27 protein-coding genes are annotated in these 24,581 nt (G+C 69.3%); 5 read left to right on the top strand and 22 right to left on the bottom strand.

Annotated elements, in window-relative coordinates:
* Positions 1–32 precede the first annotated feature (32 nt).
* A complete protein-coding gene (locus GON06_RS09390) occupies positions 33–959 on the bottom strand; it encodes a tetratricopeptide repeat protein (RefSeq protein ID WP_157312040.1) in 927 nt (308 codons plus the stop codon).
* Complete coding sequence (locus GON06_RS09385; RefSeq protein WP_157312039.1) at positions 956–2,803, bottom strand: glycosyl transferase; 1,848 nt, start codon at positions 2,801–2,803, stop codon at positions 956–958. The genes GON06_RS09390 and GON06_RS09385 overlap by 4 nt, the downstream gene beginning before the upstream one ends.
* Positions 2,804–2,992: 189 nt before the next feature.
* Between GON06_RS09385 and GON06_RS09380 the strand changes: the two genes are divergently transcribed.
* Positions 2,993–4,051, top strand: a complete 1,059-nt coding sequence (locus tag GON06_RS09380) for an AI-2E family transporter (RefSeq protein WP_157312038.1) — start codon at positions 2,993–2,995, stop codon at positions 4,049–4,051.
* Between the two features lie 11 nt (positions 4,052–4,062).
* On the opposite strand, the gene GON06_RS09375 is transcribed toward GON06_RS09380, so the two are convergent.
* From GON06_RS09375 to rpsB, 8 genes are all read right to left on the bottom strand, one after another.
* Positions 4,063–4,350 carry a hypothetical protein gene (locus GON06_RS09375; protein ID WP_157312037.1) on the bottom strand — a complete coding sequence of 96 codons (288 nt, stop codon included), beginning with the start codon at positions 4,348–4,350 and terminating at the stop codon, positions 4,063–4,065.
* 9 nt (positions 4,351–4,359) lie between these two features.
* The gene (locus GON06_RS09370; protein WP_332837339.1) at positions 4,360–5,037 is read right to left on the bottom strand and encodes a transglycosylase SLT domain-containing protein; all 678 of its coding nucleotides are present in this window, start codon (positions 5,035–5,037) and stop codon (positions 4,360–4,362) included.
* Positions 5,038–5,096: 59 nt separating this feature from the next.
* Positions 5,097–5,684 carry a DivIVA domain-containing protein gene (locus GON06_RS09365; RefSeq protein WP_157312036.1) on the bottom strand — a complete coding sequence of 196 codons (588 nt, stop codon included), beginning with the start codon at positions 5,682–5,684 and terminating at the stop codon, positions 5,097–5,099.
* Entirely contained in the window at positions 5,684–7,003 is a 1,320-nt protein-coding gene (locus tag GON06_RS09360; protein ID WP_157312035.1) for a phosphatidate cytidylyltransferase, read from the bottom strand. The genes GON06_RS09365 and GON06_RS09360 overlap by 1 nt, the downstream gene beginning before the upstream one ends.
* 5 nt (positions 7,004–7,008) lie before the next feature.
* Entirely contained in the window at positions 7,009–7,563 is a 555-nt protein-coding gene (gene frr, locus GON06_RS09355) for a ribosome recycling factor (RefSeq protein ID WP_332837338.1), read from the bottom strand.
* A 73-nt stretch (positions 7,564–7,636) separates the two neighbouring features.
* Positions 7,637–8,353 carry a UMP kinase gene (gene pyrH / locus GON06_RS09350; RefSeq protein WP_157312033.1) on the bottom strand — a complete coding sequence of 239 codons (717 nt, stop codon included), beginning with the start codon at positions 8,351–8,353 and terminating at the stop codon, positions 7,637–7,639.
* 99 nt (positions 8,354–8,452) lie between these two features.
* Positions 8,453–9,280, bottom strand: a complete 828-nt coding sequence (gene tsf, locus GON06_RS09345) for a translation elongation factor Ts (RefSeq protein WP_157312032.1) — start codon at positions 9,278–9,280, stop codon at positions 8,453–8,455.
* A 41-nt stretch (positions 9,281–9,321) separates the two neighbouring features.
* The gene (gene rpsB / locus GON06_RS09340; protein WP_157312031.1) at positions 9,322–10,230 is read right to left on the bottom strand and encodes a 30S ribosomal protein S2; all 909 of its coding nucleotides are present in this window, start codon (positions 10,228–10,230) and stop codon (positions 9,322–9,324) included.
* Between the two features lie 300 nt (positions 10,231–10,530).
* Here rpsB and GON06_RS09335 point away from each other — a divergent pair, with 300 nt between their 5' ends.
* Positions 10,531–11,124 carry a murein hydrolase activator EnvC family protein gene (locus tag GON06_RS09335; protein ID WP_157312030.1) on the top strand — a complete coding sequence of 198 codons (594 nt, stop codon included), beginning with the start codon at positions 10,531–10,533 and terminating at the stop codon, positions 11,122–11,124.
* Positions 11,125–11,127: 3 nt separating this feature from the next.
* On the opposite strand, the gene GON06_RS09330 is transcribed toward GON06_RS09335, so the two are convergent.
* Both GON06_RS09330 and trpS read right to left on the bottom strand, forming a co-directional pair.
* A complete protein-coding gene (locus tag GON06_RS09330; RefSeq protein ID WP_332837337.1) occupies positions 11,128–12,030 on the bottom strand; it encodes a tyrosine-type recombinase/integrase in 903 nt (300 codons plus the stop codon).
* 31 nt (positions 12,031–12,061) lie between these two features.
* A complete protein-coding gene (gene trpS / locus GON06_RS09325) occupies positions 12,062–13,096 on the bottom strand; it encodes a tryptophan--tRNA ligase (RefSeq protein ID WP_157312027.1) in 1,035 nt (344 codons plus the stop codon).
* 247 nt (positions 13,097–13,343) lie between these two features.
* Here trpS and GON06_RS18710 point away from each other — a divergent pair, with 247 nt between their 5' ends.
* Complete coding sequence (locus GON06_RS18710) at positions 13,344–15,794, top strand: LuxR C-terminal-related transcriptional regulator (protein ID WP_157312025.1); 2,451 nt, start codon at positions 13,344–13,346, stop codon at positions 15,792–15,794.
* Between the two features lie 72 nt (positions 15,795–15,866).
* Positions 15,867–16,064 carry a hypothetical protein gene (locus tag GON06_RS09315; protein WP_157312023.1) on the top strand — a complete coding sequence of 66 codons (198 nt, stop codon included), beginning with the start codon at positions 15,867–15,869 and terminating at the stop codon, positions 16,062–16,064.
* 11 nt (positions 16,065–16,075) lie between these two features.
* Here GON06_RS09315 and dprA read toward each other — a convergent pair whose 3' ends face one another.
* The 8 genes from dprA to GON06_RS09275 form a co-directional block, all read right to left on the bottom strand.
* Positions 16,076–17,260: a DNA-processing protein DprA gene (dprA, locus tag GON06_RS09310; RefSeq protein WP_157312021.1), complete on the bottom strand. Its 1,185-nt coding sequence runs from the start codon at positions 17,258–17,260 to the stop codon at positions 16,076–16,078.
* On the bottom strand, positions 17,257–18,786 hold the full coding sequence (locus tag GON06_RS09305) for a YifB family Mg chelatase-like AAA ATPase (protein ID WP_332837335.1): 1,530 nt from the start codon (positions 18,784–18,786) through the stop codon (positions 17,257–17,259). The genes dprA and GON06_RS09305 overlap by 4 nt, the downstream gene beginning before the upstream one ends.
* A complete protein-coding gene (locus GON06_RS09300) occupies positions 18,783–19,145 on the bottom strand; it encodes a YraN family protein (protein ID WP_157312019.1) in 363 nt (120 codons plus the stop codon). The genes GON06_RS09305 and GON06_RS09300 overlap by 4 nt, the downstream gene beginning before the upstream one ends.
* 102 nt (positions 19,146–19,247) lie before the next feature.
* On the bottom strand, positions 19,248–19,574 hold the full coding sequence (locus tag GON06_RS09295) for a DUF2469 family protein (RefSeq protein ID WP_157312017.1): 327 nt from the start codon (positions 19,572–19,574) through the stop codon (positions 19,248–19,250).
* 50 nt (positions 19,575–19,624) lie between these two features.
* Positions 19,625–20,284, bottom strand: coding sequence for a ribonuclease HII (locus GON06_RS09290; RefSeq protein ID WP_157312015.1), 660 nt, complete (start codon positions 20,282–20,284; stop codon positions 19,625–19,627).
* Positions 20,281–21,015 carry a signal peptidase I gene (lepB, locus tag GON06_RS09285; RefSeq protein WP_232528373.1) on the bottom strand — a complete coding sequence of 245 codons (735 nt, stop codon included), beginning with the start codon at positions 21,013–21,015 and terminating at the stop codon, positions 20,281–20,283. The genes GON06_RS09290 and lepB overlap by 4 nt, the downstream gene beginning before the upstream one ends.
* A 117-nt stretch (positions 21,016–21,132) precedes the next feature.
* Positions 21,133–21,480 (bottom strand): 50S ribosomal protein L19, encoded by a 348-nt coding sequence (rplS, locus tag GON06_RS09280; protein WP_116242711.1) that lies wholly within the window; start codon positions 21,478–21,480, stop codon positions 21,133–21,135.
* A 163-nt stretch (positions 21,481–21,643) separates the two neighbouring features.
* Positions 21,644–22,126, bottom strand: coding sequence for an MFS transporter permease (locus GON06_RS09275; protein WP_157312012.1), 483 nt, complete (start codon positions 22,124–22,126; stop codon positions 21,644–21,646).
* Between the two features lie 122 nt (positions 22,127–22,248).
* Between GON06_RS09275 and map the strand changes: the two genes are divergently transcribed.
* The gene (map, locus tag GON06_RS09270; RefSeq protein ID WP_157312011.1) at positions 22,249–23,031 is read left to right on the top strand and encodes a type I methionyl aminopeptidase; all 783 of its coding nucleotides are present in this window, start codon (positions 22,249–22,251) and stop codon (positions 23,029–23,031) included.
* Between the two features lie 378 nt (positions 23,032–23,409).
* Here the strand turns inward: map and GON06_RS09265 are convergent, their stop codons facing one another.
* Both GON06_RS09265 and GON06_RS09260 read right to left on the bottom strand, forming a co-directional pair.
* On the bottom strand, positions 23,410–23,844 hold the full coding sequence (locus GON06_RS09265) for a pyrimidine dimer DNA glycosylase/endonuclease V (protein ID WP_157312010.1): 435 nt from the start codon (positions 23,842–23,844) through the stop codon (positions 23,410–23,412).
* Positions 23,841–24,578 (bottom strand): class I SAM-dependent methyltransferase, encoded by a 738-nt coding sequence (locus GON06_RS09260; RefSeq protein WP_157312009.1) that lies wholly within the window; start codon positions 24,576–24,578, stop codon positions 23,841–23,843. Before GON06_RS09260 ends, GON06_RS09265 begins: the two co-directional genes overlap by 4 nt.
* Positions 24,579–24,581 lie beyond the last annotated feature (3 nt).

The raw sequence follows: 24,581 nt of genomic DNA, 5'->3' as shown, positions 1-24,581 counted from the left end.
GACCTCCGTCCCCGGCGTTCGCGCTGAAGCTCTCAGAAGAGCAGTGATGCGAGCCGGGTGCGCGCGGCGCCCACGCGAGGATCGGAGGCGCCGATGAGGTCGAACAGCTCCACGAGCCGCTCGCGAACCGGCACCCGCTGATCGGCCGGAAGCGCCGCGAACAGATCCAGCAGGCGTCCGAACGCGTCCTCGACGTGCCCACCGGCGATGTCGAGGTCGGCCACCGCGAACTGCGCGTCAGGATCGAGCGGAGCCTCCGCTGCTGCGCTGCGCGCGGCCTGCAGGTCGAGGTGCTGCACCCGGGCGAGCAGCCGCACCTGGCCGAGTCCGGCCTTCGCGTCCTCATCGCGCGGGTTCTCCGCGAGTGCCTTCTCATAGGCGACGATCGCGCGCTGATAGTCACCGGCTTCGATCGCCTCGAAGGCCTCCGCGTGCAGCGGGGGCAGCGGGGCCTCCTCCGGCTCCGCCGGCGCCTCGCCGGGCTCACCGGCGGCCACCGATCCGCTCACGCCGTTCTGTGCGGCCAGCTCGAGCAGCCGCCCGAACACCTCGCGCACCTGCTCCTCCGGCACGGCGCCGGTGAACATCGGCACCGGCTGCCCGCCGATCAGCGCGACGACCATCGGGATCGACTGGGCGCGGAAGCCCTGGGCGATCTGCGGGTTCGCATCGACGTCGACCTTGGCGAGCACGACACGGCCGCCCTGCTCACGGGTGACCTTCTCGATGATGGGGCTGAGCTGCTTGCACGGCCCGCACCACTCGGCCCACAGGTCGACAACGACGGGCACCGTGTTGGACAGCTCGAGGATCTGACCGAACGTCGCATCCGTGACGTCCACGACCACGTCCGGAACCCCCGGCTGCACGGCGGGTGCGCCGGGTGCCGCCTGCGGACGATCGCGCAGCGTGGACAGGTCGACGGCGCCGCGCAGGGCGGCGGCTGAGATGTCGCTCATGGGATGATCTCCACCTTAAGGATGTTCTGATGGAAGGCGAGCAGCTGGATCTGCGCGCTCGCGCCCTGGGCGGGAACCGCGAAGAACAGCTGCATACCATAGGTGGTGCGCACGCCGTTCTTGGACTCCTTCGCCCCGGTCAGGGCCTCGGCCTCGGGGTTGCCGTCGAACTTGATGACCGCGTCCGGAGTCGTCGGTGCGATGGTCTGGGTGTCGACGACCGACACCGAGACGATCGCGCCGCTGTCCAGGGTGGCCAGCGAGACGGGCTCGAAGTCCGAGGGGGTCATGTCGAAGTCGATCTTCGTCGTCTTGGCGGCGCCCTTGTCTGCGACGGCCTTCACCAGCGCGGCGCGGCTGGCGGTGATCGCCTCGGCCTGCTTCTTGGACGCGTCGTCGAACTCGCCGAGATACGGGCTCTTCTCCCCCTCGTCGACCAGCGACGAGAACGCCTCGGCCACCTCGTCCGGAGGGGTCATCAGGAACGTGGAGTCCGGCGGGACGAGAGTCGTGCCGAGCCAGGCGGGTGCGAGCTTGGGCAGCTTCGCCGACGCCTGCATGTCGGACATCGTGCCGATGCGGTAGTTCGACCACGGGTCGGCCTGGGTCATCGTGAAGATCACCGGCGGCACCTTCTCGTCGGAGGCCTTCGTCAGCATCAGCACCGTTCGCGGCCACGCGTCGGTCGACTGCGGCAGCACGACCTCGACCTTGTCGGCCGGCAGCGGTGCAGGGATGCCGAGATTCGGGTTCTTCGCGCCGAGGGCGTAGTCCGTGGTGCGGGCCTCGAGCACGGCGCCGTCGAGGCGAGTCTTGGCCTGCTCGACGTCGCGGGCCTCGTCGGCCGCCGTGACCGTCTTCGAGATGTCCTTGAGGATGCGCGCGGCCTGAGCCTCCGTCACAGCCGGGGGCTTCTGGTTGTCCGGAGCGACGACAGTAGGCGTCGGCGTCGGGCTCGTCTGCGCATCGAACTGCGGCCAGGAGTCGGCCGAGCAGCCGGTCGCGAGCACGGCGGTGAGACCGATCGCGGGGATGGCGACGGCCAGTCTTCGCCGCATCCGGTGCGCCGTGCGCGGAGAACGACCCTCATCGGCGGGCTTGTCGGCGGGCTCGTCCGCCCCCTCACCGGTCGGCACGGAGCCGGTCGAGATGGGCTCACGCTCCGGCAGCGGATCCACAGCGAGGTCGATGGGCTGCGTGGGCGGCAGCGGACCCGGTCCCTTGCGCCGCGGCCCCTTGCCGCGACGCTGGTGCCGGATGCCGAGGATGTAGAGCACGAGACCGACCAGCAGCGCGAGGCCGCCGAGCACGAACAGCGGTCCGACCCACGGAGTCGTCGTCTTCAGCGGCCACGTGAGCAGGATGTCGGAAGGCGCGTCCTCGACGCCGTCGCGAGCCACGAGCACGCTCATCCCCTCGGGCAGCTGCAGGTTCGCGATCAGGGAGTCCTTGTCGGTGAACGAGTCCAGCCACAGGTCGGAGCCGGCAGGATTCCTCCCGGTCTCACTGGTGGACTCGACCTCGGCCTTCACGACCTTGGTCCGGGGCTCGCCCTTCTTGTCCAGCGTGACGCTGTCGTACTCGGCATCCGACAGCCATGCCTTCATGTCCGCCGTGCGTCCGTAGGCGACGAAGAGGTCGCCCTCGCCGCGGACCAGCAGGGTCTGCTGACCGGGGTGAGCACGCAGCACGTCGCCTGAGATCAGGACATACGGCTCCGACTCGCCCGCCGGCAGCTCCATCTGCACCTCGGATGGCCCCATGAAGACGGTGCGCTGGGCGACGCCGGCACCGATCAGGACCGCGGCCAGGATGAAGGCCACGACGGCCCATACGAATCGCACGAGAAGACTCCTTACGTGACCCCGGCATCCACCGGTGGTCTCCGCTCGACATTCCAGGGTAGCGGGAAGCGCCTGTGCGTTTTCCACACGAGAAGCGAAACACCGCCGGATGCCGCGACTCCCCCGCCTCGTCCAGGCTTCACCGCTTCCACGGAATAAGCTGGCGTTCACCGTCCGTGAGGAGAATCGATGAAGATCGTCAGCCCGTTCCGCACCGCGCTCGTCGCGACGCTCGGCGTGGGGCTGGGGATCATGCTCATCGGCAGCGTCCAGACGCTCTCGACGGTGCTGCTCTACATCGGTACGGCACTGTTCATCAGCCTCGGCCTCGACCCGATGGTCACCTTCCTGGAGCGCTGGCTGCCCCGCTGGGCCGCGGTGCTCGCCACGATCATCGCCGTCCTCGCGGTGCTCACCGGAGTCTTCCTCATAGTTCTGCCCGTGTTCGTGCAGCAGATCGGGCAGCTGGTGCAGCAGATCACGGGAATCGTGGAGCGCGGCACCGCCATCGACGATCTGAAGGAGTGGATGAAGACGACCTTCCCGATGCTCAAGGTCGACGATGTCTTCCTGTACGTCACGGAGTGGCTCAACACCAACGTCACCGAGATCGGCAGCCAGATCGGTCAGGGCGTGCTGGTGTTCGGCAGCGCCGTGGCCGCGGGCCTCTTCGGCACGTTCATCGTGCTGGTCCTCACCATCTACATGACCGCGTCCACGCCGTCACTGAAGCGTTCGGTGTACCAGCTGGTCCCGGCGTCCAAGCGCGAGCGCTTCATCGATCTGGCCGATCAGATCACCGACTCCGTCGGCTACTACGTCATGGGCCAGGCCACCCTGGGCGTGATCAACGGCGTGCTCAGCATGATCTTCCTGTCGATCATCAACGCGCCGTTCCCCGCCGTGCTCGCGGTGATCGCCTTCTTCTTCTCGCTGATCCCGCTGGTCGGCACCCTCACCGGGTCGGCGATCATCGTGCTGACCTGCCTGATCCCCGGGCTCGCTTCGCCGGCGACCGCGATCGCCGCGGCCGTCTGGTACCTGATCTACATGCAGATCGAGGCGTACTTCATCTCGCCGCGCATCATGAGCAGGGCGGTCTCCGTGCCCGGTGCCGTCGTCGTCATCGCGGCACTGGCGGGCGGATCATTGCTGGGCCTGTTGGGGGCTCTGATCGCGATCCCCGTCGCGGCCAGCATCCTCATCATCTATCGCCAGGTCGTCATCCCGAAGATGAACGAGCGGTAGAACGGTCCGGCTCAGGCGATGCTCCAGCATCGCGTGTGCCAGTGCCGCCTGGCCGCCAGGTCGGCGGCATCCCCCAGCACTCCGTCCGCACGCCACACGACGAGGTGCGCGGTGCCGGTGGCGATCGTGCCGCCGCATCCGGGGCAGGTGTAGGCCTTCTGCGCCTGAGAGGCGTTCACCGGCTGCACGGTCCATTCCTGCCCGCGACGGGTCTCGGAGCGCTTCCAGCCCGCGATCAGGCGGTCGAGCGAATCATCGCCGGCGCGCGGATCCGGGCGCCGTCTGCGAGAGCGTGCCATACCGGCCGCTCACCACCAGTGGTTGCGCGACCAGAACGCGTAGGCTCCCGCCCATCCGCCGTAGCGGCCGGCGGCGTACCCGCTTCCCCAGCGAAGGTTGTCCACCGGGTTGTACCCGTTGCCCGGAACCTTGCTGCAGGGCAGCGCCTGCACAAGGCCGCACGCACCGGACGACTTGTTCGTCGCGTTCGGGTTCCAGCCGCTCTCCCGCGAGACGATGTAGTCGACGTACGGCCAGTCGCTCTGTGCGATCCCGGCCGCCGTCATCCACTCCTCCTTGGATCCGCCGCCGGTGTACTTCGGCGTTCCGGCGGATCCGCCACTCGACTTGCCCGACGACTTCTCCGTGCTGGTGACGACCGGCTTGGGCTTCGGCTTCGGCTTGATGTAGACCTCGAAGGTCCCCCGCGCGGCGGGAGCGATGTCCTCGCCCGCGACGGTCACGGTGAGGTTCTGCCCCTCCTGCTCCGCGAGGGAGTAGGCGGTGACGGCGCCCTCTGCGACCGATGGGTCGGCGACGGCCATGCCGGTGGGCGCCAGCAGGGCGGCGGAGAAACCGACGACGGCGACGCTCGCGACGACGGCGGCGATCGGTCGACGGACCCGGCGGCCACGGCCGCGCGGGGATGCGGAGACCGCGCTCGCAGGGCGCAGTTCAGGCGTAATCGATTCGTTATCGGGAGTCACGATGCCGGTCAGTCTATGCGATCCGGCCTGAAACATCCATGAGAACGCGCGGTGGCGGCTCAACGGACGGCCAGGATGACCTCGACAGTCGCGTCCAGGAGCGCATCCACCTGCTCCTCGCGATACCCGCCGCGCTGCATCCGGAACGCGGCGTTGCGCACCTGCTCGGCGCTGAGCTCGTCACCGTCCCGGAGGAAACCGGTGATCCGCTCGGCGACGTGGTCGACCTCGTCGATCCGGTAGCCGAAGGTGAGAATCCCGGTGCGGGCGAAGCGGTGCTTCGGCCCACGCGCCAGGTGGTCCAAGATGATCTGTGCATCCGCGCGGGCCTCGGCGACCCACGCCTCGACACCCTTCTCGCGCACCATGCGCTCGCGGGCGCGCGCGGCGAGGGCGTCCTCGATGCGACCGAGAGCGGAATCCACCTCGGCCACGTCGTACCCCTCCTTCACGAGGGGGAAGGACGCCACCCGCACGTCCTCCGATGTCAGGTCGCCCAGCCCGCTCTCGAAGGAGCGCCGCGCGGACTCCAGGAAGGTATCCACCGCCACGCGGTGGTACCCGCGACGCCGCCCCGTGGTCAGTGTGAAGGCGGGCGGCGCGGACTCCTCCTCGTCGGAGAACTGTGCGGCGAAGTCGGCAGTCATCAGAACACCATCCAGGGTGAGAGCAGCACGTACAGGGCGAAGGCCGGCACCGTCGACGGCAGGATGCTGTCGAGGCGATCCAGCAGGCCGCCATGGCCCGGCAGCCAGGAGCTCATGTCCTTGATGCCGAGATCGCGCTTGAGCATGGACTCACCCAGGTCGCCGAGGGTGGCCGACGCGAGGATCGCCGCGCCGAGGACCAGACCGCCCCAGACCGGGATCTGCAGCAGGAACACACCGAGCAGCGCTCCCGCGAGAAGGGACCCGGCGACAGCACCGGCGAAGCCCTCCCAGGTCTTCTTCGGGCTGATCCGCGGCGCCATCGGATGCTTGCCGAAGCTGAGCCCCGCGGCGTACGCCGCCGTGTCGGCGACGACGGCGATGACGATGAAAGAGAGCACCCACCATTCACCGTGCTCCTGGCGAAGCAGCATGAGCGCGAAGGCGGTCAGCAGCGGGACGTAGATCTGCACGAACCCGCTGACGAGGACGTCGGCGAGCACATCGCCATAGGTTCTGCCGTCGCCGGCGACCATCTGAGCGACCATGCGCCAGACGCAGACGAAGGTCACCGAGACGAACAGCATCACCCAGCTCAGCCAGGGCGAGTCGAAGTACCCGGTCGGAATCAGCAGCGCCGCGGCGATCAGCTGAGGGACGACGTCGATCCGGCGTCCCCCTCCCTTGAGCGCGCGCGACACTTCGTACGTGCCCAGCAGGCCGGCGGCCAGGGCGATCGGGACGAACAGCCACTTCACGAACAGCAGCGATGCCAGCAGCACCGCGCCGAACGCGACGCCGATCAGGATCGCGACGAGGAGGTCGCGCCCCGTGCGCTGCTTGATGCGCTCGTTCGCTTGATCGAACTGGTCGCGCGCGTTCGAGACGTGCGTCCCCAGCTCGTCTCGCGCAGCGCGCCACTGGTCGCGGATGGCGCTGTGGTCGGCGGTGCTGAACGGGCCGCCGTCGAACGGAGCAGGTACGGAGTCCGCTGCCGCGGGCGGCGACGAGTCTGGCGGATCCGCCTTCGGCGTCTCCGCGATCTCCGGTGCGGAGGGACGCGGCGGCACGGCCGCCGCGTCGAACCCCGGGAACGCCGCATCGTCGAGCGGCACCGGCTCCGGTCCCGGTCGCGCCGAACTCGGCGTGACGGCGGGCTCGGCGGGCCTCTCGGGCTGCGATCCGACCACGGGCACGCCACGCACCGGCGTCACGGCATCTGCCGCATCCGCCTGAGGGGTGCCCTGCGCCGGTGTCGCCGCCGCCCGAGCCTCTCGTCGGGTGAGCGGACGATCCTGCGAGGAAGAATCGTCAGACATCCCGGTCACACCTCGAGAAGCTCGGCCTCTTTGCGCTTGAGAGCGTCGTCGATGAGGTCGACGTGCTGACGAGTGAGCCCGTCGAGCTCCTTCTCGCCGCGAGCGATCTCATCCTCGCCCACCTCGGCCTTGAGCGCGTCGAGGCCGTCCTTCGCCTTGCGACGGATGCCACGGATCTGGACCTTGGCGTCCTCACCCTTGGAGCGCACCAGCTTCACGTACTCCTTGCGACGCTCGGCCGTCAGCTCGGGCATGGTGACCCGCACGATGTTGCCGTCGTTGGTCGGGTTCGCGCCGAGGTTCGGCATGTCGCGAATGGCCTGCTCGATCGCCTTCAGCGCCGATTTGTCGTAGGGCGTGATGACGAGCGTGCGCGCCTCCGGGTTGGCCATCGAGGCGAGCTGCGCGAGCGGGGTCGGCGAGCCGTAGTAGTCGACGAGCACCTTCTGGAACATCTGCGGGTTCGCACGACCGGTGCGGACCGTGGCGAAGTCCTCCTTGGCGGCGTCGACCGCCCGCGTCATGCGAGAAGTGGTATCTGCGAGGACATCCGCGATCACGGGTTCTCCATTCGTCGAGTGGTTCTGGCAATTCTACCGGCGGGGCGCTGTGCGCCGCGCCGCGGACGGCCCGTCAGGAGGTGACGAGCGTGCCGATGGGGTCGCCCAACAGCGCCTTGGTGACGTTGCCGGCCGGCTCCATGCCGAACACGCGCATGTCCATGTTGTTGTCCATGCACAGGCTGAACGCGGTCGAGTCGACCACCTTGAGACCCTGCTGGAGGGCCTCCCGGTACGTCACACGCTCGATCCGCTCGGCGTCGGCGTGCTTGTTGGGGTCGGAGGTGTAGATGGCGTCGACGCCGTTCTTGGCGACGAGCACCTCCTGCGCACCGATCTCGAGGGCGCGCTGTGCGGCGACGGTGTCGGTGGAGAAGTACGGCAGACCAGCGCCGGCACCGAAGATCACGACGCGGCCCTTCTCCATGTGGCGCTCTGCGCGCAGCGGGATGTAGGGCTCGGCGACCTGGGTCATCGAGATCGCGGACTGCACGCGGGTCGGTGCGCCGGCCTGCTCGAGGAAGTCCTGCAGGGCGAGAGCGTTCATGACGGTTCCCAGCATGCCCATGTAGTCGGCGCGACCGCGGTCCATGCCGCGCTGGCTGAGCTCGGCACCGCGGAAGAAGTTGCCGCCGCCGACGACGATCGCGACCTCCACCCGGTCCGTGGCCGCAGCGATGTCGCGGGCGATCCCGCTCACGATGTCGGGGTTGACGCCGAGCTGGCCACCGCCGAAGGCCTCTCCGGAGAGCTTGAGGAGGACGCGACGGCGTCCGGTTCGTTCTGTCATTGGGAGGGTCCTCTCATCGGATATCACGATAGTGGCATTGCCCTGCGGGCATGAAGAAGGGGTTCGGACCCTGTGCGGATCCGAACCCCTCCTCGTGGCTTACGCGCCGACCTTGAAACGCGCGAAGTCGGTCACCGTGATGCCGGCGTCCTTCGCGACCTGGCCGACGGACAGCTTGTTGTCCTTGGCGTAGTCCTGGTCGAGCAGCGCGACCTGCTTGAAGAACGCGGACACGCGACCCTCGACGATCTTCGGCAGGGCTGCCTCGGGCTTGCCCTCGTTGCGGGAGATCTCGGTGACGATCTCGCGCTCCTTCTCGACCACGTCCGCGGGGACGTCCTCGCGGGTGAGGTAGATCGGGTCGGCGAACGAGATGTGCTGCGCGATGCTGCGAGCGGTCTCGGCGTCGGAGCCGCTGTACGCGACGACGACACCGATCTGCGGCGGCAGGTCCTTGCTGGTGCGGTGCAGGTAGACCTCGACGGCGTCGCCCACGATGCGGCGGACGCGGCGGAGCTCGACCTTCTCGCCGAGGATCGCGGCCTCGTCCGAGATGAGCTGCTCCACGGTCTGGTCACCGGCCGCGGCGGCCAGGACGGACTCGACCGAGTCGGCGGACGCAGCAGCAGCGGCGTCGGCGACCTTCTCGGCTAGCGCGATGAACTTCTCGTTCTTCGCGACGAAGTCGGTCTCGCAGGTGAGCTCGATCAGCGTCACGGCGCCGTCCTGCTCGCGAGCGACGACGAGGCCCTCGCTGGTCGAGCGGTCAGCGCGCTTGGCGTTGCCCTTGGCGCCCTTGAGACGCAGGATCTCGGTCGCCTTCGCGACGTCGCCGTCAGCCTCCTCGAGCGCCTTCTTGGTGTCGACCATTCCGGTGCCGAGCTGCTCACGCAGCGCCTTGATGTCGGCGATGGTGAAGTTGGCCATGTGTGGTGGCTCCTTGCTTCGTTGTGTGTGCGTGGGGATGCTTACTTGGAGTCGCCCTCGGCGACCTCGGCGGCTGCCTCGGCGACGACGGCCTCCTCGACGGCGACCTCGGCCTCGACGGCAGCCTCTGCGGCGACCTCAGCAGCCTCAGCGGCGACCTCGACAGCGACCTCGGCCTCAGCAGCGGCCTCGGAGGCGTTCGCCTCGAGGAGCTCCTTCTCCCACTCGGCCAGCGGCTCCGCGTCGCCCGACTCCGGGTTGTGCTTCTGCTGCAGGCCCTCGGCCGCGGCGTCGGCGATGATGCGGGTCAGCAGCGAGACGGAGCGGATCGCGTCGTCGTTGCCGGGGATCGGGTACTGGAAGTCGTCCGGGTCGGCGTTGGTGTCGAGGATGCCGATCACCGGGATGCCCAGCTTCTTGGCCTCGTCGATCGCGAGGTGCTCGCGCTTGGCGTCGACGACCCACAGGGCCGACGGGGTCTTGGTCAGGTTGCGGATGCCGCCCAGCGACTTGTGCAGCTTGTCCAGCTCGCGCTTCTTGAGCAGCAGCTCCTTCTTGGTGAAGCCCGAAGCGGCCGGGTTCTCGTAGTCGAGCTCCTCGAGCTCCTTCATACGGGCGAGGCGCTTGGCGATGGTCTGGAAGTTGGTCAGCAGACCACCCAGCCAGCGCTGGTTGACGTAGGGCTGGCCGACGCGGGTCGCCTGCTCGGCGAGAACCTCCTGCGCCTGCTTCTTGGTGCCCACGAAGAGGATCGTGCCGCCGCGGGCGACCGTCTCCTTGACGAAGTCGTAGGCGCTGTCGATGTAGCCCAGCGACTGCTGCAGGTCGATGATGTGGATGCCGCTGCGCTCGGTGAGGATGAAGCGCTTCACCTTCGGGTTCCACCGGCGGGTCTGGTGTCCGAAGTGCACGCCGCTGTCGAGGAGCTGGCGGATGGTGACCACAGCCATGGTCGTCTCCTGGTTCTGACGCTCTCGCGTCGTTGAGGTTGTCCACCGGCCGGACGGCCGGATGCCTGGTGCCCGGCACACGTCCCACCCGCCTCGTGGGAGGCGGGACCTGCGGGAAGTGGATGCCGCGACCGTGGTCGCTCTGGGCACGCGTAGTCATCCCTGGGAAGGGATGCGGGTTCCAGTGTACAGGATGCGGCCCCCGGCACCCGCCCTCCCCAGGCGCGGAACCGCAGCGGGTTCTCCCCCGCCCCGGGTCTCCCGCGGGAGGGGTCGTGCGCACCCGATCAGGCTGGGGACATGGACATCGTACGCACCCGCTCGGCCGCCGATGCCGGACGCCGCAGGCCGGGCGCGCGACGCGCAGTGCTCCTCGCCCTGGCGACGGCGCTCCTGGCATCCTCGGTGATCTGGTCGCCCCTCCCGCCGCCGGTCGCCGCCGGCGACGACACGCAGGCCGCGGATGCCGCGCTTCCCGCGGACGCCCCCTGGATCTGGCCTGTCGAGGGCGCCCGGACCGTGACGGAGCCGTTCCGCGCTCCAGCGCACCGCTACGGGCCCGGGCACCGCGGCATGGACATCATCGCGACCGGTGCACTCCGCTCCCCCGCAGCCGGCGTCGTGGCGTTCCGCGGAAGCGTGGTCGACCGCGGAGTGCTCACCATCGACCACGGGGACGGCTACGTCATCACCCTGGAGCCGGTGTTGTCCGATCTCGGACCCGGCGACGTCATCGAGGCCGGTCAGGTCGTCGCCGTGGCCTCCGCCGGCGGGCACGCCGTCTCGGGGACCGTGCACGTGGGTGTGCGGCTGGACGACGAGTACGTGAATCCGCGACCGCTGTTCGGCGACGTGCCACGGGCGATCCTCTATCCGTGCTGCGACAGCGGGTGAGGTTCAGGCACGCGGGTGCGCCAGCCGATACGCGGCGGTGAGCCGCTCGGCGGAGACGTGCGTGTAGATCTGCGTGGTGCCCAGACTCGCATGGCCGAGGATCTCCTGCACCGCCCGCAGGTCGGCGCCGCCGTCGAGAAGGTGGGTGGCCGCAGTGTGGCGCAGGGCGTGCGGGCCGACGGTCTCGGTCCCGACGACGGGAGCGAGCACGCGGGCGACGAGTGCGTACACGCTGCGCGGACCCACCCTCGCCCCTCGGCTGCCGAGCAGGAGCGCCGGTGTGGGGGCGTCCGTGCGAGCGAGCAGCGCGGGGCGTCCACGGGTCAGATAGGCCGCGACCGCGTCCCTGGCCGGAGCGCCGTAGGGCACCACGCGCTCCTTCGCTCCTTTGCCGAACACCCGCGCGGTGCCGCGATCCAGGTCGAGATCGTCCACGTCGAGACCGCACAGCTCCGACACCCGCATCCCGGAGCCGTACAGCAGCTCGAGGATGGCGTGATCGCGCAACGCGACGGGGTCGCCCTGCGTGGCGGCATCCTTCTCTGCGTCCAGCAGCTCCCGCATGCCGTCCTGCGAGGCCACGACGGGCAGCGTCCTGGCGAGCTTCGGCGTCACCAGCCGCAGACTCGGGTCCGCGGCGATGCGGTCCTCGTCCTTGGCCCAGCGGAAGAAGGATCGCGCGGCGGCCGCTCGCCTGGCCAGTGTGGTGCGCGCGTCACCGCGCTGCGTGGCGTGCCACAGCCATTCACGCAGCAGTTCGAGATCGATCTCGTCCAGATCGCGGTCTCCGGCGACCGCTCCCAGGTCGGCCAGATCCGATCGATACGCGCGCACGGTCGCCGGCGAGAGCCGCCGCACCTGCTCCAGGTGCACGGCGAACGCCTGCACCGCCTCGTCGTACCGCACCCCTCCAGTCTGGCCCCGCGTGCTGTGCCGCTCAGTACGCCATGCCCATCGCGGCTCGCACCTCATCGAGCGTGGCTGCGGCGATCTCCCTGGCCCGTTCGTTGCCCGCTCTCAGCACCTCGGTGACCGTGGCCGCGTCGATCGCCGCGCGTCGCTCACGATGCGGTGCGAGGAAGTCGTTCACGGCCGTGGCGGTGACGCTCTTGAGCGCGCCGCTCCCCGCAGTCCCGATCTCCTCCGCGATCTCGAGCGGGTCCCTGTCCAGACAGACGGCGGCAGTGTCCAGCAGCGCGGACACTCCCGGTCGCCGAGCGGGCTCGTAGGTGATCAGCCGCTCGGAGTCGGTCTGCGCCCGCCGGATCACAGCCGTAGTCTCTTCCGCGCTCATGCCGAGCGCGATCGCGTTGCCGTAGCTCTTCGACATCTTGCGACCGTCCAGGCCGGGCAGATCGGGCGCGGACGTCACCAGCCCTTCCGGCTCCGGGAACACCGCCCCGTATCGCTCGGAGAACCGGCGCGCGATCTGCCGCGCGACCTCGACGTGGGGCAGATTGTCCTTACCCACCGGCACGAGGGTGCCCTTGCAGAACAGGATGTCCGCTGCCTGATGCACCGGATAGGTCAGCAGCAGGCCGCTGAGCGACCTGCCGGCCGCGGTCGCCTCCGCCTTCACCGTCGGGTTGCGATGCAGCTCCGCCTCGGACACGAGGCTGAGGAACGGCAGCATCAGCTGATTCAGCTCCGGAACGGAGGAATGCGTGAAGATCGTCGCCCGTTCGGGGTCCAGGCCGGCGGCGAGGTTGTCCCTGACCACGCCGTGCACGTTCGCCACGATGTCGCCCATCGTGTCGCGGTCGGTGATCACCTGATAGTCGGCGACCACGACGAACGTGTCGACCCCCGCCTGCTGGAGGCGGACGCGCTCGAGGATCGTGCCGAGCAGATGGCCGAGATGCAGCCGGCCCGTCGGCCGCTCACCGGTGAGGATGCGATGTCGTTCCGGGTGCGCGGCGATCTCGGCCTGCAGTGCAGGCATCCGGGCGACGGTGGCGGAGAAGGAATCCATGAGGAGCTCCTGGGGTCAGGGCTGCACGGATGGATCGGTCCGCGATCGCGCGGGCTGCCGTGCAGCGCGCGCGAGTTGGTGCGTCCGGCTGCTAGAGCAGCCACCACCACGAGGAGGAGAAGGAGGAACGCATGGGACAACCATACTCCGCGTCGTCACGTGCTATTCGCGGTCGAACGTCGGCACCGGGGACCCTGAACTGGATATGCTCCGAGACGGGAGAGGTCTGCGTCGGGAGGGCGTCGTCATGGATGGGCTGCTTCACGGGGGGCTTGTGGAGCGCGAGCGGCTGCTCGACCGCTTTCGCACCCTGGGGCGCGACGCACGCGTCGTGGGCGTCTGGGCGGCGCCCGGCTCGGGCAAGTCCACGCTTCTGCGGCAGTGGCTGGCTCGAACGCCCGGCGAGTGCATCCTGGTCGACCGGCCACGGGATGCGGCGATCGAGGCCGCTCATGAGCGCCTTCGATCCGCGGACCGGGCGCACCCACCCGTACTGCTGATCGACGACGTCCATGAGGCCTCTCCGCGAGCGCTGCGCCTGATCCTGGAGCTGATCGAGGCAGAGGCGGCCTCCGCCGGGGTCGTGCTGTCCGGCCGGTACGATCCGTTCCCCGCCTCTCCCCTGCGCTGGGCGTTGACCCATGAGATCCGCGGCGACGATCTCGCCTTCACCGAGGACGAGGCGGCCGCGTTCTTCACCTCCCGAGATGTGGACCTCACCGGCGCCGAGATCGCGCAGGTGATCGTCCGCACTCAGGGATGGCCGACGGCGTTCGTGCTCGTCGCGCACGCGCTTCGGGATGCGAAGCGCTCGGGCGCGGACATCGTGAGCGGGCTGGCGGGCAATCGTGCGATCGCCGACTTCCTGGTCTCCGAGGTCATCGATTCGCTTTCGCCGGAGGAGCGCGACGTGCTGCTCTGGTCTGCCGTTGCGGACGATGTGCCGTTGACCCTGGCAGCGATCGTCTCTGGCCATACGGATGCCGGTGCGATCCTGGACGCTCTGGCTCGCCGCAACGCGCTGATCGCTCCGGCTCCCGACGGGGAGTCGTACCGAATCCATCCGGTGCTCTTCGCCTATCTGCGCGCCGAACGCCGCCGCCGGGACGCGGCGTCAGCCGCGCGCGGCCATGCGACGGCCGCACGCTGGTTCGCGCAGCGCGGCGAGCTCGCGGCCGCGCTGGACCAGGCCGTGGAATCCTCCGACGGCGCACTGGTGTCCGACATCCTGAGTGTGCACTCCTACGAGCTTATCTTCCGCGGACACGTGTCCGCGGTGCTCCGCGCGGTGCAGCGATTCCCCGCCGCCGCGTCGGCCGAGCACCTGGAGAGCCGCCTGAGGCTGCTGCTGGATGCTCCGCATTTCACCGACCGCGTGGGCGGCGCGAGCCGTATCGCCTCGAGCGCCGCGCTGGCGCGCCCGTCGGCCTCGGAGTCGGCGGATGCCGTGGATGCCGCAGTGCGCATGCTCTGGGAACATGCCGGGACTACGGGAGCGACCCCGTCGGCGCAGACCGGGAACGTCCCGCACGTCGCCGAGGATCAGACCGGTGCCGCACTGTTCGTCGAACTCGCCCGCACCTGGTCGACCGCCGGCTCGAACGAGACCGACCGCAGGAACGCGGCCTCGCGGCTCACTTCCATCGGCGCAGCGGCGGGGGCGGAAGGACTCGGCTGGCTGCGAATGCTCGCATTGGAGAGCGCGTTCTCACTGAGAGCCATGGCAGGCGACTGGACGGAGGCACAGCCGCTCCTGCTTTCACTCCTGACCAGTCGTGATCTGAGCGCCAACCCTGCCGACGGCGTCGCGAGCCGGATCGCCTTCGCGCATGCCTCCCTCGCCTATCATCGGGCCGAGCCTCTGCCTCTCGGCATGCTGCGCAGCATGGCGGGGTCATCGCCCATCCCCGGTGCCTACGACCACCAGCAGCGCGCTGAGCTGCTGCTGGCGCTGGACAGGCTGGACCGTGAGCCAGGGCGCGAGTCTCTGCAGCTGGTCACCGGCGTTCTGGACAGCAGCTTCGGCTCCGAGCCCGCCAATCTGGGGTTCGGAGTGATCCCCTGGATGTGTGCGGCGCTCGAGTCCGAGGACGTGCCTTTGACGGAACGCATCTTCCGTCGCGCGGCCCGGGTGCTCGGGGAGGAATCGCTGGAGACGCGGCTTCTCGCCTTGATGATGCACCCGGAGCGCGAGAACGAGATCGCTCTGCGAACCCTCCTCGAGTCCGCAGAGCCTGGCCGGGAGCCGTTCACCGTGGTGTACTGCTGGACGATCCTGGCCGTCGTCGCCGAGCAGCGGCATCGCTCCGCCCACGCGACGGAGGACATCCTCATGGCCGTCAAGTCGGCCGCAGCGCTCCGCCCCGTCCGGCCTCTGCTTCTCGCCGCGGGGGCGGGTGCTGCCCTGCTGCGCTCCCGGGTCGCGGGCTTCGGCCCGTGGCGCGACGTCGCGGAGGATCTGCTGATGCACGTGGACGTGATCCGGCCGGACGCCGACGAGCTCCAGGCGCTGCTCACGCGGCGCGAACGTGAGCTGCTGCGTGAGCTTCCCGCTCATCAGACGACGAACGAGATCGCCGCGAAGTACCAGGTGAGTGCGAACACCGTGAAGACGCAGCTGAAGAGCATCTACCGCAAGCTGCGAGTGGGCGGCCGCACCGAGGCGGTCGCGGTCGCGAAGGAGCACGGTCTGCTCTGAGGGTGCCTCACCCTTGTCGGATGACGACGGCGCCGAGTGCAGGGAGGAGGATCGCAGTCAGGGGTGAGGCCGATGACGAGTTACGAGATCCGCGTTCCCTGTGCGCACTCGGATGTGATCGTGGCCGCCGTCCCCGAGATGACCGTCATCCCGACCGGCACGAGCATCATGCTGCTGGGCGAACTGCGCGATCACGCGGAGTTGCAGAGCATTCTGGCCAGACTCGCCGATCTCGGCCTCGAGGTGGACGAGTTCCGCAAGCACGCCTGATCCGGACGGACTCATTCGCCCGCCCGCAGCCAACCCGTCGCGCGGCGCACGACACCGCCTTCGAGATCGAGCGTGCCGAGGACGCTGCGCACCCTCTCCATGGAGAGACCGCTGCGCTTCGCCAGGTCGGGAACATCTCTCGGAGCTCGCGCGCTGAGAGCGTCCATCAGCCGGATCCGATCGGGATCGGGAGCAGGAGTCGCACCATGCGACGGCGCCGCATCCGCCCACAGCTCACGCACCTCGGCCGCCGACGTCACGCAGATCGCGTCGAACTCGCGGAGCAGGCGGTGGCACCCGGCGGATGCCGCGGAGGTCACCGGCCCCGGCACCGCGCCGAGCGGCCGTCCGAGCGCAGCCGCGTGGCCGGCGGTGTTCAGCGTGCCGCTGCGGCGGCCGGCCTCGATCACGACCGTGGCGAGGCCCGTCGCACTGATGAGCCTGTTCCGCTGCAGAAATCTCCACTTCGTGGGAGCGGACCCGCAGGGCACCTCACTGACCACCGCTCCCCCGGTTCGGATCCGTTCGAAGAGCTGGTGATGACCGGCCGGGTAGCTTCTGTCCACTCCCCCTGCCAGGAATGCGACCGTGGTGCCTCCGACGCCGAGTGCGGCGCGATGCGCTGTGCCGTCGATGCCGTACGCACCGCCGGACACCACGGACACGCCCGTCGCCGCGAGATCGCCCGCGAGCTCGGCGGCGATGTTCTCCCCATACGCGGTAGAGGCTCTCGCACCGACGATCGACACTGCCTCCTCAGCCACCAGCGCTTCCGTGGCGCCCCGCACCCAGAGCATCAGCGGCGCGTGCGGACCGAGATCGTCGAGGCCCGCGGGCCAGTCAGGATCCTCGGGCAACAGCATCCGCGCGCCCACGGCCTCGGCGTCTCGGAGCGCGCCCGCCACGGCTCGTGGGTCCGCCCTCGGGGACCACCTGCTCGCGGCCTCGCTCATCGCCCTCGCGCCGAGGGCCTCGACAGGGGCTCTCAGCGTCGCGTCCGACAGTGCCTGGTCGAGCGCGCCCTGCGCGCCGAACATCGTCACAAGAGCGCCGGCCACGCCGTCGCCGGGCTCCGTCAGCACCGACCAGGCGGCACGAGCGGCTACCTCCACGGGATCGACGTCCGGTCGCAGCCGCTCCGCCGCGCGCAGCAGATGCTCATCGGCCAGCAGGTCCGCCGTGGTGATCGTCTTCATGCCAGAAGTCCTCTCTTCAGGAACAGTGCGCGACCGACGTCGTCGGAGTCGGGGGTTCCGCGGCCGGACAGATCCGCGATCGACCAGGCGAGTCTCAACGTGCGGTCGTAGCCGCGCAGGGTCAGGCCGCCGCGCTCCAGCGCGCGATCCAGCGGCATGCGCACCGCGGCCGCCAGTCGCAGCTTTCCCTGCCGCATCCGCTCCCCCGGCACCTCGGCGTTGCGTCGCCATGGGGTGCCGGCCCAGCGGGCCGATGCCGCGGCCCGCGCCTGCACGACCCGTTCCCTGGCCTGGGCCGTCGTGATCGGAGAGCGTTCCATCGTCGTCACCCTGGACGCCGCGACTCTGGCCACCTGGAGCTCGATGTCGATCCGGTCGCGAAGAGGTCCGGAGAGCTTCGCCGCGTAGCGGCGGATCGCGATCGGAGGGCAGATGCACTCCGCGCCGCGCACCCCGTAGTTGCCGCAGGGGCAGGGGTTCATCGCCATGACCAGCTGGAACCGCGCGGGGAAGCTCGCCGTGAAGCCCGCCCGGTGCACCTCGATGCGTCCGGACTCCAGGGGCTGCCGGAGTGCGTCCAGCGCGGCTCTCTGGAACTCGGGGACCTCGTCGAGGAACAGACCGCCTCGATGGGCGCGCACGATCGCACCGGGCCGTGCCTGGCGGGACCCGCCGCCCACCAGCGACGCCATCGACGCGGAGTGGTGCGGCGCCTCGAGCGGAGGCGTGCGGTCCAGCGCGCGCACCGCATCGCCGCACAGCGAGCGAATGGCGGCGACCTCGAGCGCCTCCTCGTCGGACAGCTCGGGAAGGATCCCCGGCAGCCGACGCGCGAGCATCGTCTTGCCCGCACCCGGAGGTCCGCTCAGCAGAAGATGGTGTCCGCCTGCGGCGGCGACGATCAGCGCCTCGACGGCCTCGTCCTGTCCGATCACATCGGCGAGGTCCAGCGGGTGGATCTCCGCGGCATCCGTGGTGTCGATCGTGACCGGCTCCACATCCGGGACCTCGACGTCCGCGCCGTGCATCACCGCGACCTCTGCCAGCGACGCCGCACCGTGCACCTCGATGCCTGGCACCAGGCGCGCCTCGTCGACGTTCCCGATCGGGACCACGACGTGCGAGAACCCCGCCTGCACGGCCGAGTACACCGCAGGGAGCACCCCGGCGACCGGACGCAGGCGCCCGTCGAGTCCGAGCTCGCCGATGTGCACGACCTGCCTGATCGACCGCCCCGGAAGAGACCTGCTCGCCGCCAGCGTCGCGACGGCGATGCTCAGGTCGAACCCGGCGCCGTGCTTGGGCAGGCTCGCCGGGGACAGGTTCACCGTCATCCGGCGACGAGGCAGATCCAGTCCGGCGTTCGCGCAGGCGTTGTGCACCCGCTGCACGGCCTCGGCCAGCGACTTGTCCGGCAGACCGATGATCTTGAACTCCGGCGTCTGATTCGAGACGTCAGCCTCCACCTCGACGAGATGCCCGTCGACACCCGTGAGCGCGACGGCCCAGGTGCGCGCGGTGCTCACAGCAGATCCGTCAGATGCTCGAGGGAGGCCGTCGCAGCGTCATCGCCGATCAGCCCGATGGCGTCGAGCTGCACGGTGCGGCGCCGGGCGATCTCGGGATGCGCATGCGCCCAGGCGAAAGCCAGCCGCCACAGCCGCCGGCGCTTGCGGTCGTCGATCGCCTCGAATGGATGCCCGAAGCGATCGCTCCGGCGCGTCTTGACCTCCACGACGATCAGCCGATCGCGGTGCACCGCCACGATGTCGATCTCGCCCTGGTCGCACCGCCAGTTGCGGTCCACCACGTCGTAGCCGCCCGCTCGCAGGTACGCCGCGGCCCGCTCCTCACCCGCTCTGCCGAGCTCGTCCTTCGCTGCCATGGAGGACAGCATCCTCGAGGAGCGACACCGCGCGCGCAGCCTGATTCCGCAGCATCCACGGCGATCCGGAAGAACTCCGCGCCGAGGCGGAGCTGGGGAGTACTACTTGCCGTCGAGCGACAGATCTTCGGGCAGCTCGAACTCGCGGCGCTGCAGCTCCTCGACGTTGACGTCCTTGAAGGTGAGCACCCGCACCGCCTTCACGAAGCGGTCGGCGCGGTAGATGTCCCAGACCCAGACATCCGTCATGGAGATCTCGAAGTAGAAGTCGTGCTCGGTGTCGCGGCGCACCACGCTGACCTCGTTGGCGAGGTAGAACCGGCGCTCGGTCTCGACGACGTACTGGAACTGAGAGACGACGTCACGGTACTCGCGGAAGAGTGCGACCTCGAGTTCACGGTCGTAGTCGTCGAATGATTCGTCATCCATGATGAGTCCATCCTATGAGGCGTGCGGACGAGCCGCCGTCCCCGTCACGTTCAGAACAGCGTCGGTGCGTCAGCGATCGCCCAGGAGGCGCGATGCCACGGCGACAGGCCGCACTCGCGGATGGCCGCGCGGTGCTCCGTGCTCGCGTACCCCTTGTTGCGCTCCCACTGGTAGGCGGGATGCTGGTCGTGCAGCTCGACCATCAGCGAGTCGCGCGCGACTTTGGCGATCACGGAAGCCGCCGACACCGAGGCGCAGTCCCGGTCGGCCTTGATCACCGGCCGCACCCGCAGCCGGGACGGATGCACGCCCGACACGTAGTCGTGGTTCCCGTCGAGGATCACCAGGGTGCGTTCGCCGATGACGTCGGTCCCCATCACGCCGCAGATCGCGCGTGAAGCGGCCAGGCCCAGAGCCCGCATGATCCCGACCTCGTCGATCTCGGCGGCGCTCGCCCATCCGACATCCGAGGCGACCACCCAGGCGGCGGCGCGCGAGGCGACGTCGGGACGTCGTCGCTCGGTGACGAGCTTCGAGTCGCGCAGCCCATCCGGCACCCGGCGCCGTGCCCCTGCGGCATCCATCACCGCGGCGCCCACCGCAACGGGCCCCGCGAGAGCTCCTCGCCCGACCTCGTCGAGGGCGATGATCAGGTCGTACTCCTTGAGCAGAGACCTCTCCAGCGTGAGCCGGGGCGCGACGACCGTCATTTCTTCGACTCGGGCACTCCGGCGTAGGCCTCGTCGTGAGTGTCGATCAGGCCGAAGCGGTCCAGCGGCCAGGTGAGCAGGAATGCGCGCCCCACGACGTTGTCCAGCGGGACGAATCCGCCGCCGGGAAGCTCCTGGTGCGCGCGGGAGTCCTGGGAGCGCGTGCGGTTGTCGCCCATGACCCAGAGCGAGTCCTCCGGCACCGTGACGTCGAAGGGCGTGTCCGACGCGTTCGTGTCCCCCTGCGGGAGGTTGAGGTACGACAGCTCGTCGATCGGCGCGCCGTTGATGGTGATCTGGCCGACCGCGTTGCAGCACACGACATGATCGCCCGGCAGCCCGATCAGCCGCTTCACGAGGTGGTCCTGAGAGTCCGACGCCGAGATGCCGATGAAGGTGAGGACGCTGTCGATGGCCTTGATCAGCGGAGGCTGCGGAGGCTCGGCGGGCAGCGGCGGCAGCCATCCGCCCGGGTCCTTGAACACCACGACGTCGCCGTGGTCGTACCCGGTCCAGCGCGGCGTGAGCTCATCGACCAGGATGCGGTCGTTGATCAGCAGCGTGCGCTCCATCGACCCGGAGGGGATGTAGAACGAGCGCACCACGAACGACTTGACGACGAAGGACACGAGCGCGGCGATGACGATGATCACCAGCAGGTCGCGCAGGAAGATCAGGAAGCCATGACGCCGCTTAGACGTGGCGGCAGCGGGAGCGGCTTCGGTCGTCATTTCCATCCTTCGCGTCGGGTGCACCGTACGCAGACGGCACTATCAAGGGTCGCACATCCTGACAGAACAGAAGCACCCCGGGACGACGTGTCCCGGGGTGCTTCAGAAGAGCGGCGCTCAGTTGTCGCGCTTCTCCTTGATCTTGGCCTTCTTGCCGCGCAGGTTGCGCAGGTAGTACAGCTTGGCGCGGCGCACGTCACCGCGGGTGACGACCTCGATGTGGTCGATCACCGGCGAGTGCACCGGGAAGGTGCGCTCCACGCCCACCTGGAAGCTGATCTTGCGGACCGTGAAGGTCTCGCGCACGCCGTCGCCCTGGCGGCCGATGACGACGCCCTGGAAGACCTGGATGCGGGAGCGGTTGCCCTCGGTGATGTTGACGTGCACCTTGACGGTGTCACCGGGGAAGAACTCGGGAATGTCGCTACGGAGCGAAGCCGCGTCGACGGCGTCGAGGATCTGCATGATCGTCTCTCTCTGCACTCGCCACAGGTCGGATGCATTTAGGAAGGAATACGTTGATGTGTGCCGAACGGCGCGCAAGGCGTCCGCGGGCTCCCCTGAGGCAGAGCCGGGTCACGGCACAAGAATCTATTCTGCCATGGATCGGCAAGGCCGCAAAAACGAGTCAGTCCCGGCGGTCGTTCTCCTGCACGATGATGACGTCGCGCTCGCTCGCATTCGAGGCGCCAGGAGTGACGGTCGACCACGTCGCGGTCTCGCGGATGCTGAAGCCGCTGCCGCGTGCCTCGCTCCAGAGCTGCCACAGCTGCAGCCAGAACAACGCCAGCCACGCGACGATCGCCCCGGTGAGCAGCCACGGGAATCCGCCCTCGGGGAAGAATCCGACGGCGATGGTGAGGGCGTGCCAGATGCCGAACCCGAGCACGTCCCACCAGGAGACGGCACGCTCGGCGCGAACCGACGGCCTGGCCCTGGTGAGCAGCGTGAGCACGAGTTCGCCGATGAGCACGGAGGGCACCGCGATGAGGATCACCCAGAGGAAGGCCCATCCTCCGGCCTGGAACACTCCCCAGCCGATCAGCAGCCACAGGGGCAGCACCAGCGCCGCCGGGAAGAGCCACCGGAAGAACGCGCTGCGCAACCACATACTCCGATGGTACGGCGCTCCGGAGCCCGAGGGTTCTTCGTTCGCTGTGAGCATCGTGACATCCGGATCGGAGAGAATGGATGCCGGGCATCCTGACGATGCCCGGAGAAAGGGACACCCCGATGATCGAACTGCGCACGCCCGCCGAGATCGATGAGATGCGCGCCGCCGGCCGTTTCGTGGCCGAGACGCTCGCGACGCTGCGCGATGAGACGAAGGTCGGCACCAATCTGCTGGCGATCGACCGCCGCGCACACGACCTCATCCGGAAGGCCGGTGCGGAGTCGTGCTACATCGACTACGCGCCCTCGTTCGGCAACGGGCCGTTCGGCAAGGTCATCTGCACGTCGATCAACGATGCCGTCCTGCACGGCCTCCCGCATGACTACGTACTGCGCGACGGCGATCTCGTCTCGCTCGACTTCGCCGTCTCCGTCGACGGCTGGGTGGCCGACTCCGCCGTCTCCTTCGTGGTCGGCACCGCACGCGACGAGGACCTGCGGCTGATCGAGACGACGGAGCGGGCGCTGGATGCCGCGATCGCTGCCGCAACGGTCGGCAACCGCATCGGCGACATCTCCGCGTCCATCGCCGAGGTCGCGCATGGCGAGGGCTACTCGATCAACACCGACTTCGGCGGCCACGGCGTCGGCCGGGTCATGCACGGCGACCCGCACGTGCCGAACGACGGCCGCGCCGGCCGCGGTTTCCCGCTGCGGGACGGCCTGGTCATGGCCCTCGAGCCGTGGTTCCTCGCGACCACCGACGAACTCGTCACCGACCCTGACGGCTGGACGCTGCGCAGCGCGGATGGATCGCGCGGCGCACACTCCGAGCACACCGTCGCGATCACCACAGGCGGCCCGATCGTCCTCACCGACCGCAGCTTCCTCGGCGTCGACTGAATCCGGCGGCCACGCCGCAATTCGCGCTGCACTTCTTCGCGCGCGCTGCACGTCTCGTCGCCCACAATCCATCGCGCTATCGATCCTTGCTCGCGCTGCGCACATCAGCGCCGCGCGGGCAGAACTCAGCAGCGCGAGCGATCGCGCGGTCTTCGCCGGTTCATGCAACCCCTCTCGACGCCTGGCTGGGCATCGCTGCGCGGAGCGCCACTGGCACACGGGCGTCGAGCGCGGCGAGGAAGGCCCGCGCGCGCATGCTCGCGGTCGCGTAGCTCTCTCCGTCGGGAACGCAGGCGGCCGAGGGCGTTCCACTCGGTCTGCCCGTGCCGCACGAGGTAAAGGGCCATGAGATGACGCCAGCAGTATCGCTGCCGAGCATCAGCGCGCGCGTTCCCAGTCCGCGACGCCGCCCGGAATCACGGTGAACAGCGGATGAGAGTCGGGCACGCGGACGCCCTCGAGCAGTGCGAGACGTTCGGGGCTGCGGTGCGCGAGCTTGGTCAGGAGATGACGCCACTCGGCGTCGAGCTGACCCGAGGTCACATCGATGCTTCCGTCCGGACGCCCGGGCACGTCGATCCGGGCGCGGTCGAAGCGGTAGCCGCGCGCATCCGCCTCGTCCGCGACGCCGGTCAGGAACATCCCCACGGCACCGAGCGGATCCGGGCGCCCGCGGAATCGCACGAGCTGCGGATGGTTCCGGTATCCGACGGTCCTCCCGGCGAGCACCGCCTGCGCGAGCAGCGCCTCGCGCCAGCAGGCGACCAGCGCCTGGCGATCCAGATACCGCGGATGCGGTGACCAGAGCCTCATGAGGCGCGGTAGACGTACACGTCCGTGATCTGCGGCAGATCGAACTCGTCGCGTCCCGAGGTCTCAGGGTCCGCGTCGAGGATGCTCTCGACCTCGGCGACCATCCGGGCACGCTCGTCGTCGGATGCCGCGAGGAACGAGCTCACGGTGAGCCAGCGCGCGATGTAGTCCGCACGGGTGATCCGCTCCTGCCACGGCACCTGCACGAATCGGGGGTTGTCGAATCCGGGCAGCGTCGCGGTCACCGCGTCGTCCGCCGTCAGCCCGTCCGTCAGGTCCGGATGCGCGACCCGCGTGCACGCGCGATCCCATGCACACGCCGAGTCCGAGTGGTTCCAGAGCAGCCCGAGCGTGCCACCGGGAACGAGCACCCGCCGGATCTCCGCGCAGGCAGGATCGCGATCGAACCAGTGGAAGGCCTGCGCGACTGTGACGACGTCGACCGAGGCATCCGGGACCGGCATCTCCTCGGCGGTGCCGACGTGCGACTCCACCGTCGGCAGCTTCGACCGCAGCACGGCGAGCATCTGCTCCGAGGGCTCCACGGCGATCACGCGCGACGCGCGGGAGACCAGACGTTCGGTGAACTTCCCCGTTCCCGCGCCGAGGTCGAGCGCCGTGTCCGCGTGCACCGGGAGGACGGCGTCCGCGGCCGCCTCGGGGAACCCCGGGCGGAACCGGTCGTAGTCCTCCCCCGCGTTCTGGAACGACTGTGCCAGCGTCTGATCTGCCATGAT

The organism is Microbacterium sp. MAH-37, assembly GCF_009758255.1.
Taxonomy (GTDB): domain Bacteria; phylum Actinomycetota; class Actinomycetes; order Actinomycetales; family Microbacteriaceae; genus Microbacterium.
This window is presented reverse-complemented; position numbering and strand designations above follow the sequence as displayed.